Source organism: Paraburkholderia phenazinium (assembly GCF_900142845.1).
GTDB lineage: Bacteria > Pseudomonadota > Gammaproteobacteria > Burkholderiales > Burkholderiaceae > Paraburkholderia > Paraburkholderia phenazinium_A.
The window spans coordinates 912,193-925,828 of record NZ_FSRU01000002.1 but is presented as its reverse complement, the minus strand read 5'-3'; the positions used below and the strand labels follow the sequence as shown (position 1 = coordinate 925,828).

The following is a 13,636-nucleotide window of genomic DNA, read 5'->3' as shown; positions in this document are numbered from 1 at the left end:
GTAAAACGACAAAAATAACACCGATAGCCGCAACCGGCGGCAGGTGAGTCTGGAACAAAAACCGGGTGTCTCTGAGGCAATGCGGTCAATTTTGCGATCTATATCATCGGGCCATCGATGAAAACGGGCCGGGCGCGGGCCTATGGGTCGCTTCGCAATGGCGACGTTTCGCATATCGGCGACTCGACTTGCCACATCCACTCGAGCCGCCGCTCACCTTTGAGAGGCAAACATGGAATCAGCAATTCCCAGGCATTTGACCTGTCCGCGCTCGCGGGAGCGTCGTATTGACGACGACTTTGTTCCGCCGTTTCCCGCATGGGTAGCCCGCGCCGATGCATCGGTAACAGATGTCGTCATGGGCTATTTTGGCGTCCAGTCAAAGGGACTCGACGCGCTCGCCAAAGCGCACGTTGCCTTGCAGCATATCGTCGGCGGATTTTCCCTGACTGAGGGACCGGGTCGTCACGATCTTGCGCACTATGTTGACGAAGCAGGGTATGACAACCTGATTGCGATTGCGTACTGGGACAAGCCGCAAAGCTTCGCACGCTGGCAAGCATTGCCGGCGATCGACGAGTGGTGGAGCGATGAAGCCAGGCTTGGCGATGGCTTGGGTTATTTCCGGGAAATTCTGTCTCCAGATACCGAGCGCTTCGAAACGCTGTTCAGTACGGCAGACAGAAAGGAGGGCGTGGGTGCACTAATGGCCGGGACCAGTGCGGAGATCCAGGAGCATGGGTACTGGGGTTCAATGCGAGACCGTTTGCCGATCGCACAGACCGATCCTGTCGAGCCGTCAGGCATGCTCGGGGTGTGCGGTCTCGCACCGGGGCCTCGCCGCCGCACCAGAATTAGCGGGCATCGGAACCTGGCGGTGATTCGCTCGGGGCAGGAGTGGACCGAGACGGAGGGGAAAGAGCGGGATAGGTATCTCGGGCAGATGGAGCCGATCTTGCATGCGGGAATGGATTTTCTACGAGATGAAGGTCGATCGATCGGCTGCTATGCGAGCCGTTATATGCGCCACATCGATGCTTCCGGGCAATGGCTTGAGAAAAGCTTTGGCCTGAGCTACTGGCATTCGCTGGCGGACATGGAGCGATGGTCGGAATCGCATCCGACGCATCTGGCCATATTCGGCACGTTCATGGGGATCGTGCAGGAGTTGAATTTTCAACTGAAATTGCGCCTGTACCACGAGGTAACGGTACTGGATAGCGGCCAGCAGGACTTTGAGTACGTCAACTGCCATCCCGAAACCGGCTTGATGCGCGGCGTTTAACCCGCGGTCAGATCCACGCTTGTCTCATACATGCCGTCACACTATTTCGGATACCGAATCAATCATGAATAAGAAAGACGCAGCATTCTGCACAATGCTAAAAATTCTTGCATCAATATTAGTTATGCTTAGTTATGGGGAGGCAATGGCATTGGAGACTGCCCCTGGAGACTACGAACCCTTGCCGCCGAATACCAACGCGCTCCTGCTCTACGGTCAGTATGCTCAAAGCACTGATTTCTACACGAGCGGCAACAAGGTCTCAAACAATTTCCAGTTTCACTCGGAAATCGGCATCCTCCGATACATTCACGCGTTCGCGCTGGCGCCAAACGCTGTAATCGAGCCGCAGGCCATCTTGCCGTTCGGTCATCTTGCGGCGGGCGGCGACGCGAGTTTCCTCGGAAGCAATTCCGGCGTCGGCGATCTTACCCTGGGCGCGCCGGTGAAAGTCGTCATCAATCAGGCACACGATGTGTTGTCGCTGGGTCCCTATGTGTATGCCCCGACCGGGACTTACAACCAGGACAAGTCCCTCAATCTCGGTGCAAACCGCTGGCAATTTCTTCTCCAACTGGCGTACATCAAACACTTCGCGCGTGACTGGGCTTGGGACAACATCGCGGATGTGGACTTCAGCACCAGCAACAATCAGGCGGACTCGCTCGGGCAGTCGAGCAGCAAGCGACCACGATACGAGTTTCAGGAGTATCTGCGCTACAACGTGACACCGACCACGACAGTCGGCGGCGGGTTCGGATACGTGCTGGGCGGCAGGGATTCGCTTGATGGCCAGTTGCAACCCGATATGCAGCACGAGTTATATACGCGCGTTTCGCTCACGCAGTTCATCGGCAAGAGCTGGCAGATTCAGGGCGAAGTGGGGCGAGACATTTCGGTATCGCAGGGATTCAAAGAGGACTTGCGGATCAATCTTCGGTTAGCAAAGCTTTTCTAGCCGCGACAGCCGCCGCATAACTTGCATCACCCCCGCTACCAGAGCTTGTCAGTAGAGATTCTTTTTTTGTGAGGTTTGTCATGGCACTAACGCATCCGAAATACAAAGTCGCTGCAGTACAGGCAGCCCCCGTCTATCTGAACCTCGATGCCACTATCGACAAAACGGTCGCCTACATTCACGAAGCGGCTGCGGCGGGAGCGAGACTGATTGCTTTCCCCGAAACCTGGCTGCCCGGATACCCGTGGTACATCTGGCTCGGCACGCCGGCATGGGCCATTGGCAAGGGATTTGTGCAGCGTTATTTCGATAACTCCCTCGCTTACGATAGCGCAGAAGCGGAGCGGATACGCGAAGCAGCCAGACAGAGCGGCATGACCGTCGTGCTAGGACTGTCAGAACGAGACGGCGGTAGTCTTTATATCGCGCAATGGTTGATTGGACCCGACGGCGAGACCATCGCGAAGCGGCGCAAGCTGAAGCCTACCCATGTCGAAAGAACCGTTTTCGGCGAGGGGGACGGCAGTGACCTTGCGGTGCATGATCTCGAACTGGGCAGGCTTGGCGCGCTATGTTGCTGGGAACATATTCAGCCCTTGACCAAGTACGCAATGTACTCGCAAAACGAACAGGTTCATGTCGGCGCATGGCCAAGCTTTTCTGTGTACGAGTTCGCGTACTCGCTAGGTCCTGAGGTCAATAACGCTGCAAGTCAGATCTACGCGGTTGAAGGCTCGTGTTTTGTGATCGCACCTTGCGCAGTCGTTTCGCCGGCAATGATCGAGACGTTATGCGACACACCCGACAAGCTTGAGCTGATTCGAGAGGGGGGTGGGCACACTGTCATCTATGGACCCAATGGCATGCTCTTGAGCCAGAAGTTAGCCGAGAGCGACGAGGGGCTCGTTTTCGCGGACATCGACCTGGGCCTGATTTCCATCGCCAAGTCCGTCGCCGATCCCACCGGCCACTATGCGCGGCGGGACGTAACCCGCCTCCTGTTCAACTCAAGCAGATCGAGAGCGGTCGAACATTTCTGTTCGACAGATTATTTACCTGCGTCGCCAACTGCGAGCACTGACTCCTCGGAAGAAGAGGTTCCGCCGATATTTGAGGGCCGAGGGTGAACACTTGGCACCCGTGCTTGTTATGATGTTCGCAGACCACTATCCTGGATCCGCCATGCCCCTGTCTTTGCAGGAAAAAGGCCTGTACTTCGCGCATTCGCTCGCCGCGCTGACCGGCACGCAAGTCGCGGTCTATATCGAAGCCACCGGCGTGAAAGCGGGCGGGATCAGTACCGCGACAGACCGCTACCAGATCCGCACGGCGCTGGTGAATTTGCTGCGCAATGGCAATTACGGGCGCGCCGGTGTGATTTGCCTGAGTTATGTGCCGGGGGAAGTGGATCAGGGCATGTTCCAGATGAATTCGGTGACTGGCGGGCTATTCTGGGCAACCGCTTCGCAAATCTGCAAAGCAACCGTCGCTTCGTTCGTGTGGACGGCCAGCGTGGTGGCGTGTTCAGAAGACGCCCGCCCTTGGGTGGCCGCCAGCGCGAGTGACCGCGTGGTGATAGCCAATAACTGGCTGCGCACCAATCGGCTGGATGGCAAATTGCTGCATCCGCCCATGGTCTCGACCGAGGTCAGCGATTTCCGCGGCCAGCTGGTGCGTGAATACACACCGCCCACGGTGGTCGAGGTGCCCGACTTTACCGGCACGCCACCGGGCTATCGGCCAACCCCGCTGAGCGATGCAATCTTGATGGCGCTGGCATATGCGATCGTGCGGGTGTCATGGTCTGAAGGTGCCATCAAGCACGGTGGCCACAGCACGCAGGCCGAGGAGTTCGGCGGTCACAATATCGGCTGCGTAATGATCGATGGTACCGGCAAGATCTTCGGCTGGGGGCTCAACCTGACCGCTGTCGGGGCCAGCCTGCACGGCGAAACGATGGCGATCCTGACCCACCAGCGCACCAACGGCGGACCACTGCCCGCTGGCACGCGCATCTATACCACCTTGAAACCTTGCTATATGTGCGCCGGCACCATCGTGAACGCCGCGTCGGACTGCACGGTTATTTACGGACAGGACGACCGCAACATCACCAACAGCGCGCTGGATCGACGCGTGAACAACTGCAGCAACGTCATGCGTACGGGCGAAACAACCGGGCCTGCGCTGCTGGGCATCCAGGGTGAACAATCCACTACCGGCAGCCTGGCGACCGAAGCCGCGCGTGGGTTGATGGGCGATGCGCTCGAAGAGTTCTTCAAGATCGGTGCAAATATTCCGACGAGCCTCTGGGAAGGCGATCTGTGGATGCAAGCTATGGATCTGTTGTGTGCCATCAGCCCGTTCGCCAAGACACTGTATGGCTATTACTTGAAGGGACTGGTGGCGGAGTCAAGCTGAGTGAGGGCTTGTTTGCGAGGCGTGACGCGGCAGATACGGCCTTTGTCGAGGCCAGACTGAAGCGGTCGCAGTGGCAGCAAAGTAGAGGTGTCGTGGTTTGGATTCTGGCTTTCAGGTCGATGAAATCGGCCTTTGGACTTACCATCGAGACGGACGCTGCGATCCGCGAAAGTCGAGCGGGGAACGGCGAACGAACAAGAAAAAGCCCGCCGAAGCGGGCCTTCGTCACATCATGCCGTGCGACTTCGCGTAGTCGCGCAAGGCATCGTTCATGCGTGTCTGCCAACCTTCGCCGGTTGCACGGAAAGCGTCGAGCACGTCACGGTCATAGCGGACGCTGGTCGCCACCTTGGTCACGTTGGCCGGCGGTCTGCCGCGACGCTTCAGCAGCTCGGCCGCGGCGTCTTCACCGATTCGCTTTGGAAGCGTTTCACGCGCGGGGCGCATTCGTCGAATTTCTTCGGTGCTCAGTTCTCGCGTGTCGTGATCTGCCGCGATGCCGCGATTGATCGCCGCGTCTTCTTCATCGGTCGGCATCACGATGTTTCGTTTGCTCGACATAATCATTCACCTGACGTTTGTTTGCCTTGCGAAGGCTGATGGCGCGAAGCGTTTCATCACGCACTGTATGGACTAGGCAATGGACACGATCGTCGATCAAGCCGTACGCGAAAAAGCGTTGCTCGCCGGATGCGTGCCGGTCATCGAGCGCGTCGATTGCGCTGTCCCATTCGAAGCTCTCGGCAAGCGCCAGTGAGACTCCGTGTTTGCTGCGATTGACTTGATCTTTGGTTGGGTCGAATTCGATCCCTTGCGATTTATTGTACATACGATAAATTCTCGATGCAAGGTTAAGCGCCGTGCGCGGCGTTGCATGTCATTGAGGAGCGTGCGCATCAGGCAATGTTCAGAAGTCTTTCCGGCAGGCTACAAATCGTAAAACCAAAGACTTGGTGACGGAGCTATCCTGATTTAAATATTCAGATTAAACGTTGATAATTTATCTTATGTCAAATATGATGCGTAAGCTTAGCCTTGCCCTCAGGGCAATCAAGACAGCTTTTCAACTGGCACCGTTTAGCCCTACAGCAAGCTAGCAAGTCCAGAATTGCTCGCTCTTCAACGCCTGCTTCGAGCAGGCGTTTTTTATGCACCGCAATCTTCCGATAGACTCGGCGGCGCCGAGCCTCATGGATCTCGCGCCGGGAATTTCGAATAAACCAGTACAGGTTGCGGATCTCACGCGCGACAACCGCTAACTCCTCAGGCGACCATGCCGACCGCTCCCACAGTTCAAGCTGCTTCACGGCTGGAAGCCCCTGCAGTGGTATTTGGCCGAACACCCTCAACTGCCTGAGACCTGAACAGCGCGACGCGCTCGAAATCCGCCCGCAACACTGACGCATCCACTCGAATACTCGAGTAGCGCATCAGTTTCAAACCTGCAGCGGCACAAATCTCATTCTTCACCGCGTCCCGCTTCTTCGCGCTTTCGGATGAGTGACTTCTGTCATCCAGTTCAATGGCATATAACACCGCCCCTGTCGACGAACACACCACGTAATCCAAAACTTTACGGTCAAAACGATTGCGCTCAGCCTTCCTTCCACCAACGACCTCTACCAAAGCCCCAATAGCCACTTGCGCATGAATTTCTGCGTCCGGCAATGCGAGCCTTAGCAAGCCAATAAATTCGCGCTCGCGCGGTGTCATCAGGTCGCGAAGGTTATATCTAACAGGAATACCGCTTTTTGCAGCGGAAGCCTTACCGTCCGGACCTGCTGCCGCGAGCATAACAGCCACAGCCACACATACGGCCACTAACAATAATGCAAAGTGCATTTAAAGTCCGCCTTAATTGCCACTGAATTATGGCAATAACGGCAAACTGCGCCTATTCTTAAGACAAATACGAGCGCTCTCGATAACAGGACAATACAGCCGCGCCACCGGACTATTTCGCCTATCTCCTCACGCCACGTAGCCTCGCAGCTTTGCGCTCTTCCTTCTCTGCGTAACGTACCGCTGCCTGCGAAACCGCTTCGCAAAAAGCAGGCAGGCGGCCTTCTGCGTTGGGAATCACCACCTGTGCAGCCAATCGACGCGCCTCAGCAGCAGACAACACCTTCTTGTTTCGCCGCAGCAAGAACCCATTGATAGCCGCAGCTCGATCATTTCGCAAAGCGGCGCAATTCAAATTCAACACTTCTATAGAAGCAACCGCGACGTCATTCTTGCCTTCCACAATGCCGTCGTCCAAAAAGCGAAACACATACCGCACAGATTGATTCAGTGGAGACAAAAATGGCTGGTTCACAACATCATAGTCGTCTTTATGCTTCGCGCCGTAGGGACATTCAATCGTGCTGTTGCTCGGAGGAAAGCACGCAAGCATGTTGCCATAGTCGATATCCTCCCGCCCCTCAGCCCCGACGGACTGCGCAATGATGTGTTCAATATGACAACCGTCACGAGACGCGATGGCCTTCATCGTATAAGCGCACAGATACCCCTGCTCAACCAAGAGCGCGTTCTTTACGGCATCCCGAGGAAAACCGCCGCCGTTGTAGTTCAAATTCTCAGGGGTATTCTTGTTGGCAAGCTTCCAGTCGGTCAATGCACGTGGTTCGCCCCCTTTTGCAATGAATCTCACTCGTCACTGTCCCCCAACATACGCAGGCTTTCGATCTCACTCTGAAGCTGGATCACTTCCGGTATTTCGCCCACATCCGCTTTTAGGCTATCAAGGCGACTCTGGGCATCGGCAACCATCTCGGAATCCAGCAGACGGTGAATCTCAACCAACGAGTTTGTCACGGCATCATTCCGCGACGAACTTCCCATTACCTCCTCCAGCACCTCATTGCTATCCAGACCGTACGACCGCTCTGGATGCGTGCTTCGTCCATCACGGCGCAGCAGCAGAATATTGCTACTAGGCACCTCTCCAATAATCAAAGGTGAATGGGTCGCAGCAAAAAACTGAACGCGAGGAAAAGCCTTTCGCAACACGCCCACGATGCGCCGTTGCCAAGCTGGATGCAAATGCATATCCAACTCATCAATGACCACTACCCCAGGAGTATCGCGGGTGACATTCGGACCGGCCTGCGGGTTCAACAGGCACATGCGCCGCGCAATATCAGCCACCAATGCACACACTCCTCGTTGACCGTCGCTAAGGTCTTCGAACGCTGTTGGCTCGCGATCACTCCAAATGACCACGAGCTTCCGAAAACGCATATCGAAGCTCAACCCCATAGAACCAGGTAGCGCTAACGCGACGGCTCGATTTACGATGCCTAGCTCGTCATCCTTAAACAATTCACTCGATTGCACGCCAACAAAACGCGATACGGACTCCAAACGTTCGAGTGACTTGGCGGTTACCCATTTTTGCAGTCCGGCCATGTCTGATGACGCGTTCATCCAACCAGTGTAGCCATCCGAGCGCTTGTCTGGCTCATCCACAGCCTCCTCTGGTCTGATTCTGTCGTTTAGATTCCACCGCCGATCAGACGAATAGAAAGCGACAACAGGGAGAAGTGATTCCGCGCTCCGAACAACCGGCTCTAATGCCGACAGCAAACCGTTAGTGCGCTCCACCGCCGTGCTTGACTCGGAGGTTCTCTCCATAAACCAATCATAATCCTTCTGATTTATTACCCCCTTTGCATCAAGCCGAGCCGGAAAGATCTTCTCCAAACGTACGCGACCGTCTTTCGTCTCTCGAACAGTAGACCGAACATTCCGCAGGTTATCCATGATCCAATAGTTACGTACCGCCGAAACTCCGTTGACCGGCAACGCAACAGCACCAACGATAGCCTGCAAAAGGGATGTCTTTCCGCACCCGTTAACTCCAACTATGAGATTGAAACTGCCATCAAAGTGGAAGGCAGCATGTTCAAAACCGAAAACGTTTGTCAACTCCAGCCGGTCAAGCCGCAAAACCGTCTGGGCAAGTGGCACAGGATCGTCGCCAGCCGAGGGTTCAACCACGCCATCTGGAAGGGCATTTTCTACCCCGAAGATTCTGCGAAGAGGTTTAAGTGGATTCATGGTGTTCACGTTTAAGCATGTTCACGAGTATTGCATAATTACCATACACGCACCGGCGCTTGGCGGTATCCAGCCCTATACGACGTCATATTACAGTTCCCGAGTAGATAGCCAAAAGCACCCTAACTCCTGCCGCCAGAAGGTCTGACACCGGTCCAACGTCGCGCCAACACGCTTCGCCGCCGAAAACGCGATCTTAAGCGCCTCAGCCGGATCGTCGGACAGGATGTGATCGATAGGCATACGCTCGGGCACCACAACGCCACGGCTTGTCCAGTAACGCTTTTCGTTCATCTTATGCTCTTCGAAACCCTTCATGATGTACTTGGCAAGATACCCAGCCAGCATATGACGCAGCCCTTTCTCTTTATACGGACTACGTGCGTGGATGTTGCCCATGGCTCGACCAACAATGCTCCACCAGATTGAACGCATCACCCGCACGTTCTGACGCCCCTGCACCGCGATGTGCAGATGCCATCCGCCGCTCTTGTGACGCTCTGGCACCGCCACATACTCAAAACCTGCCAACCGAGCCACGCGCCGCCGAAACGCGTCGAAATCAGCCTTCAGCCGCGCTTTGTCCATCATCGCGCCGCGATACGTTAGTGTCACTATGTGATCCGCGCCAATGGCCTTACAGCGCAGCCTAACCTGTTGCTTCGCGCGCTTACCAGCATCGAGCAGGTTGTCTTCGGTGTTCTCCGACTCGCCGCGCTTTGCTTTAGGCATGGCGTTCATCCGTTGAGCGCCCATGTACCGGTCGAACCGTGTTGCCGTGATCTCGACCTGACCATCACCGAAGTTACGGCCACGGATCACCCACTCGCGCCGGAACGCCGAGAAATCCCCTATACTTTCGTCGTGCATTGCAACTGTCCTTGTAATGCGCAGTTTCACCAAGCCCACACCGTTGCCGCGGATGTGGGCTTTTCTTTTTGCCCCGCCCTGCTTCCCTACCCCATGACCCTTGCTGTGCCCCGGTTTACGCCGTTGTCAGCGCTATCTGTACGTTAAGTGTCCCTGATTCAAGTTTAGGCGCGCTTCGCGCGCCTGCCGCTGCGGCCCAGGGGCTCGCTTGCGGCACGCGCGCCATCGCGCCACATACACCCCTCAGCGGTACACCACGGCGCCGCAAAGGCAGCTTTGCAGTGAGTGGTGGCCTCGATCAGCGGCAACGCCTCACGGCCAGCCTTAATGCCGATACCCGCTACTCGGTCCGGCGGGCCGCGCGACACAGGCCACGACTCCATAGTCAAGCGGCGCTTACGCCGCCCTGGCACGGTGCCGGACACTCCTGACGCTAGATGCTCATTTCACGCGATTCACACTGCTAGAATCGCCCCAACTACCGAGTTCGAACGGCGCTGTCTTTTTCAACAGAGGGCACATGGATCATTTCGAGTCGTACGCTGACGAACGACACCTCGCGGCATGTGCTTTTTGCGCCGGACTGACGGGAACTCAGGATCATTGCCCTTCGCGGGTATTTTTAGACCAACCCTACCCTCCGCGCCTCCCCGTAGTACCAGCCTGCCGCAAGTGCAACAACGGCTTCTCCCTCGACGAACAATATCTCGCGTGCCTAATCTCATGCGTAAAAGCAGGTTCAACAGATCCCTCCGACATCGAGCGAGAAAAGATTCGCCGCATCCTGACTGAGAAACCGGCGCTCCGTGCACGTTTGCAAAACGCTCGAAACGCGAGTGAATCCGGAGTCCAGTTCGAAGCTGAAATGCATCGTGTCGCATCAGTAATGAAAAAGCTGGCACAAGGACACGCACTATACGAACTCGGTGAACCACGTCAATCCGACCCCGACGAGCTAATAATTCGCCCACTGATAACTCTGACTGACGAAGAGTTCGATTTCTTCGAACACCCTGAGCCATCGGAAATCTGGCCAGAGGTCGGCAGTCGTGCAATGCAACGTATCGCAGAAAACTTCGGCGATCCAGGATGGCTGGAGGTACAGAAAGGACGCTACCGATTCCACGCAAAGGCCGGATCGGGCATCGAAATTCGCATAGTGATCGACGAGTATCTTGCGGCCTATTGCCGATGGGCTGAGTAGAGCCATTGCGTGACAACGTAACCGTGACCGACTGCCGGCGAGTCACGATCGAGCAGTCACGCAGCCCAAGCCGTGACCCATTGACTGTCAACCAACCGCGGAAAGTCACATGCACCTGTGACCAATTAACCGCCAGCTCGCGCAGCTCAGTCACAACGCGCGCTCAAACGTGACCGAGCTGGACTCACCAGCGCCGGCCGAGTCACGCTTAGGCATTGTCAAGTTACCGAGAGTGAGACAGTACGACGGCAGGTGTGACGACTATCAAAAAACGGTCGACGGATTTTGGGCGAGTTCGGCGAATTCGCGCCATGCAACGAACCGGGCTGCGAGTTGTTTGCGATAGAGTGAAGCCCGCAGCAGATGCCGCTTGAGCGCGAAATGTTGTCTGATCGGCCCGAAGCATGAGAGAAATTTCTGTGTGCGTTTAGGGTCGCGAAAGCCACGCATGCGACGCTCGCGTTCGCGGGTCGGTTGGTGACTGTTCTCTGCGCGGTTGTTTAGCCGAGCCGCAGCTTTGACGAACACGTGCTTCACCTTCGCAAGCTCCGGGATATCGGCTTTTGCCGCCGGATAGCTGCGCAACTTATCGGTGACGATCTTGCGCGGCACCGGGCTCGACCGCAGCACACGCTTGAAGAAGCGCTTGGCGGCCACCTTGTCGCGCCGCTTTTGGACCAGGATGTCGAGTTCGACGCCATGCTCGTCGACCGCACGCCACAGCAGGTATGGTTCGCCACGCAGTGTGACGAACATCTCGTCGAGGTGCCACGTGCTACCCAGCTCGCGTCGCGCCGCCTTCACCCGATGGGCAAAGCCCTTGCCAAACTTGTCGCACCAGCATCGGATCGTCTCATATGTCACGGTCACACCACGCTCGAAGAGCAGTTCCTCGATGTCGCGCAAGCTCAACTGAAAGCGGAAGTACCAGCGCACGGCGCAACTGATGACTTCAGTTGGAAAACGGTGACCGTGATAAAGGGATTTTGATTTCTTCATCGCGCCATCTTACGTGACCGACCCGATAACCTGACAATGCCCGAAATGCGGTTTTGCTGGTGCGCGGGTCCCAGCGCACCGGAGTCAAGAGTCGCTCCTCGAACAGCTCGGCCAATGCTTCCTGGCTCCACGGGGCGATACAGACGCTGATTCCGGCCACTAAGCTGACCTTGAAAAAGGCACGGCGAGATAGCTTGAATGACTGACTCACGTTGCTCCTATCGGGACATTGAGATTTATGAGGGCCGCGGGAAAGCCTGCTGCAATAGTTCCAGGATCTTCAAAGGTTGCGAGCTGCGCCAGTGATCCGCTTTCGGCAGTATTTCGTGAGATGTCTACTCACGACGAAGTACAGAGACCATCATGGTGATCTCATGCACACGAGGAGTCTTTGGCGTACAAATTCAGACGTCTGAAATTTCTGTCGATCCTCGCAGTCTTGCGAGGTGACATAAAAAATGTCTGCTGATACAGAGACCCACTATGACAGGCCGTCGAACGGCCCCAACTTCCGCGATGACGATACGGTTGCTTTAGGAGTCGTCTCAGAATTCGAGAAAAACCGTTCGCTAGCAGCTGCCGGTCTGGCTGATCGCTCCTCCGTTAAATGCTTTCCTGTTATCGTCTGGTTTGAGACAAAGTTACAGGGCAACGTTTGCCTCGATCGTTTTTCGCCTTACCGCATAAGACTTAAGCACACGCGCGATACGTCCAGGCACCGTATCGGGTTCGAACGTGGAAACAAGGAACGTACGATACGAGTGCCGCCCTCCCGTCCAGTGCCGCAGGACTCACCACCCCCCTTTTCTGGTTGTCCAAAGCCAAGACCACACCAGGCGTAAAAGAGATGGAACGGGCGGCGGCACGACAGCAGTTATTGAATGGTGCAGACTTTGTTGTGCGCCCATACGAGCCTCAAAGAAAACCGATCCAACCAGGACTCCTTAAAAGGTTCTAGCCATTCCAAGGGCCGTGCTGAAACGTCAGGTAGCCCGTGGTGCAGCAATAGGTTTGCAGTTTTCCCCGCAGTGGCAGGCCACGATTGTTTTCAACGGCAACTACACGCATGACTGCGCACTACCTTCGATCCGTTTTACAATACATCGCCGCATCTATCTAGCTGGCTGGATGCGTCGTTCCGGCCTCGCCGAGCTATTGCCTTCACTGCGAGCTGAACTGGCTTACCTGGGCGTTAGCGCCGGTAGCATGGCGGTGTCTTCGGCATTTTCAGAAAGCTACACCCAGCCGCCCAGTGGTAATCGCGATGCGCTGGCGTCTGAGCACTTCTTGTTCGCAACTGCAGAGGGCGAGGTCACAAGCCTCCTGGTCACGGCCCACGGAGCAGGTTGGGTCGACTTTGCATTGATCTCGCATTTCGCCAATCCGGATCATCCGGATGCCTCCCTAGAGAATGCTGAAAAACGGGCCGCCAGAATAGCGCTGCCGGTCTATGCCATTGATGATCAGACCGCCATCGCAGTGAGCCATGATGCCGTCCAGGTTGTTTCCGAAGGTCAGTCGAGATTGGTTTTTGCCGACTGCGTAGAATCGTACGGAAACTGCAGGCCACTGCGACCTGCGGGTCACCTTTTCGCCTGATGCAGGACGCCACGATCTTGGGGCCGTGACCTATGCACCCTGCCCGCTTCTGCCCGACCTGCGGATGTCGAGATCAGCTGCTTATGATTCGAGGCCGACGATTACTATTGCCGAGGGCGCACAACCCTATCCACGACCCAAACCTCACCCTCCGCATCCCAGCCAACCCTCATCTCGACAGCGTAAAAAAACGTGCTTCAACGCATCGTCAGCACATTGGTTATCCCACTCAGTTTAC

Annotated in this window: 15 protein-coding genes; 6 read left to right on the top strand and 9 right to left on the bottom strand. The window is 56.1% G+C overall.

The genetic code is table 11. From position 1 onward, the window contains the following. Positions 1 to 232: 232 nt before the first annotated feature. The 4 genes from BUS12_RS21300 (at position 233) to BUS12_RS21285 (ending at position 4,664) form a co-directional block, all read left to right on the top strand. On the top strand, positions 233 to 1,285 hold the full coding sequence (locus tag BUS12_RS21300; protein WP_074299051.1) for a phenylacetaldoxime dehydratase family protein: 1,053 nt from the start codon (positions 233 to 235) through the stop codon (positions 1,283 to 1,285). 64 nt (positions 1,286 to 1,349) lie between these two features. Continuing rightward, complete coding sequence (locus tag BUS12_RS21295; protein WP_074299049.1) at positions 1,350 to 2,243, top strand: transporter; 894 nt, start codon at positions 1,350 to 1,352, stop codon at positions 2,241 to 2,243. Positions 2,244 to 2,323: 80 nt separating this feature from the next. Next, positions 2,324 to 3,370, top strand: a complete 1,047-nt coding sequence (locus BUS12_RS21290; protein ID WP_074299047.1) for a carbon-nitrogen hydrolase family protein — start codon at positions 2,324 to 2,326, stop codon at positions 3,368 to 3,370. Positions 3,371 to 3,425: 55 nt separating this feature from the next. Next, complete coding sequence (locus BUS12_RS21285) at positions 3,426 to 4,664, top strand: Bd3614 family nucleic acid deaminase (RefSeq protein WP_171991693.1); 1,239 nt, start codon at positions 3,426 to 3,428, stop codon at positions 4,662 to 4,664. A 225-nt stretch (positions 4,665 to 4,889) separates the two neighbouring features. Here the strand turns inward: BUS12_RS21285 and BUS12_RS21280 are convergent, their stop codons facing one another. From BUS12_RS21280 to BUS12_RS21250, 7 genes are all read right to left on the bottom strand, one after another. Beyond that, a complete protein-coding gene (locus BUS12_RS21280; protein WP_074299041.1) occupies positions 4,890 to 5,225 on the bottom strand; it encodes a BrnA antitoxin family protein in 336 nt (111 codons plus the stop codon). Beyond that, the gene (locus tag BUS12_RS21275; protein WP_074299039.1) at positions 5,188 to 5,493 is read right to left on the bottom strand and encodes a BrnT family toxin; all 306 of its coding nucleotides are present in this window, start codon (positions 5,491 to 5,493) and stop codon (positions 5,188 to 5,190) included. The genes BUS12_RS21280 and BUS12_RS21275 overlap by 38 nt, the downstream gene beginning before the upstream one ends. Before the next feature lie 181 nt (positions 5,494 to 5,674). Continuing rightward, positions 5,675 to 5,971: a hypothetical protein gene (locus BUS12_RS21270; RefSeq protein ID WP_253190176.1), complete on the bottom strand. Its 297-nt coding sequence runs from the start codon at positions 5,969 to 5,971 to the stop codon at positions 5,675 to 5,677. Beyond that, positions 5,958 to 6,506: a DUF2726 domain-containing protein gene (locus BUS12_RS21265; RefSeq protein ID WP_253190175.1), complete on the bottom strand. Its 549-nt coding sequence runs from the start codon at positions 6,504 to 6,506 to the stop codon at positions 5,958 to 5,960. Before BUS12_RS21265 ends, BUS12_RS21270 begins: the two co-directional genes overlap by 14 nt. A gap of 121 nt (positions 6,507 to 6,627) precedes the next feature. Beyond that, positions 6,628 to 7,317, bottom strand: a complete 690-nt coding sequence (locus tag BUS12_RS21260; RefSeq protein WP_074299037.1) for an HNH endonuclease family protein — start codon at positions 7,315 to 7,317, stop codon at positions 6,628 to 6,630. Continuing rightward, positions 7,314 to 8,726, bottom strand: coding sequence for an AAA family ATPase (locus BUS12_RS21255; protein WP_083640540.1), 1,413 nt, complete (start codon positions 8,724 to 8,726; stop codon positions 7,314 to 7,316). The genes BUS12_RS21260 and BUS12_RS21255 overlap by 4 nt, the downstream gene beginning before the upstream one ends. Before the next feature lie 90 nt (positions 8,727 to 8,816). Further along, on the bottom strand, positions 8,817 to 9,596 hold the full coding sequence (locus BUS12_RS21250; protein ID WP_074299035.1) for a rolling circle replication-associated protein: 780 nt from the start codon (positions 9,594 to 9,596) through the stop codon (positions 8,817 to 8,819). Between the two features lie 520 nt (positions 9,597 to 10,116). Between BUS12_RS21250 and BUS12_RS21245 the strand changes: the two genes are divergently transcribed. Then, complete coding sequence (locus tag BUS12_RS21245) at positions 10,117 to 10,800, top strand: hypothetical protein (protein ID WP_074299033.1); 684 nt, start codon at positions 10,117 to 10,119, stop codon at positions 10,798 to 10,800. A 264-nt stretch (positions 10,801 to 11,064) separates the two neighbouring features. Here BUS12_RS21245 and BUS12_RS21240 read toward each other — a convergent pair whose 3' ends face one another. Both BUS12_RS21240 and BUS12_RS38300 read right to left on the bottom strand, forming a co-directional pair. Further along, positions 11,065 to 11,799 carry an IS6 family transposase gene (locus BUS12_RS21240; RefSeq protein ID WP_074299031.1) on the bottom strand — a complete coding sequence of 245 codons (735 nt, stop codon included), beginning with the start codon at positions 11,797 to 11,799 and terminating at the stop codon, positions 11,065 to 11,067. Then, positions 11,753 to 12,010: a hypothetical protein gene (locus BUS12_RS38300; protein WP_143788419.1), complete on the bottom strand. Its 258-nt coding sequence runs from the start codon at positions 12,008 to 12,010 to the stop codon at positions 11,753 to 11,755. The genes BUS12_RS21240 and BUS12_RS38300 overlap by 47 nt, the downstream gene beginning before the upstream one ends. A gap of 761 nt (positions 12,011 to 12,771) precedes the next feature. On the opposite strand from BUS12_RS38300, the gene BUS12_RS21235 reads away from it, so the two are divergent. Continuing rightward, positions 12,772 to 13,398, top strand: a complete 627-nt coding sequence (locus tag BUS12_RS21235; protein WP_143788418.1) for a type 1 glutamine amidotransferase family protein — start codon at positions 12,772 to 12,774, stop codon at positions 13,396 to 13,398. The last annotated feature ends 238 nt before the right edge of the window (positions 13,399 to 13,636 follow it).

Bases quoted from the DNA above. Each gene is read 5' to 3' on its own strand.
- BUS12_RS21290 (WP_074299047.1), top strand. From the start codon at position 2,324: ATGGCACTAACGCATCCGAAATACAAAGTCGCTGCAGTACAGGCAGCC.
- BUS12_RS21240 (WP_074299031.1), bottom strand. From the start codon at position 11,799: ATGAAGAAATCAAAATCCCTTTATCACGGTCACCGTTTTCCAACTGAA.
- BUS12_RS21245 (WP_074299033.1), top strand. From the start codon at position 10,117: ATGGATCATTTCGAGTCGTACGCTGACGAACGACACCTCGCGGCATGT.
- BUS12_RS21250 (WP_074299035.1), bottom strand. From the start codon at position 9,596: ATGCACGACGAAAGTATAGGGGATTTCTCGGCGTTCCGGCGCGAGTGG.
- BUS12_RS21255 (WP_083640540.1), bottom strand. From the start codon at position 8,726: ATGAATCCACTTAAACCTCTTCGCAGAATCTTCGGGGTAGAAAATGCC.
- BUS12_RS21295 (WP_074299049.1), top strand. From the start codon at position 1,350: ATGAATAAGAAAGACGCAGCATTCTGCACAATGCTAAAAATTCTTGCA.
- BUS12_RS21280 (WP_074299041.1), bottom strand. From the start codon at position 5,225: ATGTCGAGCAAACGAAACATCGTGATGCCGACCGATGAAGAAGACGCG.
- BUS12_RS21300 (WP_074299051.1), top strand. From the start codon at position 233: ATGGAATCAGCAATTCCCAGGCATTTGACCTGTCCGCGCTCGCGGGAG.
- BUS12_RS21275 (WP_074299039.1), bottom strand. From the start codon at position 5,493: ATGTACAATAAATCGCAAGGGATCGAATTCGACCCAACCAAAGATCAA.
- BUS12_RS21265 (WP_253190175.1), bottom strand. From the start codon at position 6,506: ATGCACTTTGCATTATTGTTAGTGGCCGTATGTGTGGCTGTGGCTGTT.
- BUS12_RS21285 (WP_171991693.1), top strand. From the start codon at position 3,426: ATGCCCCTGTCTTTGCAGGAAAAAGGCCTGTACTTCGCGCATTCGCTC.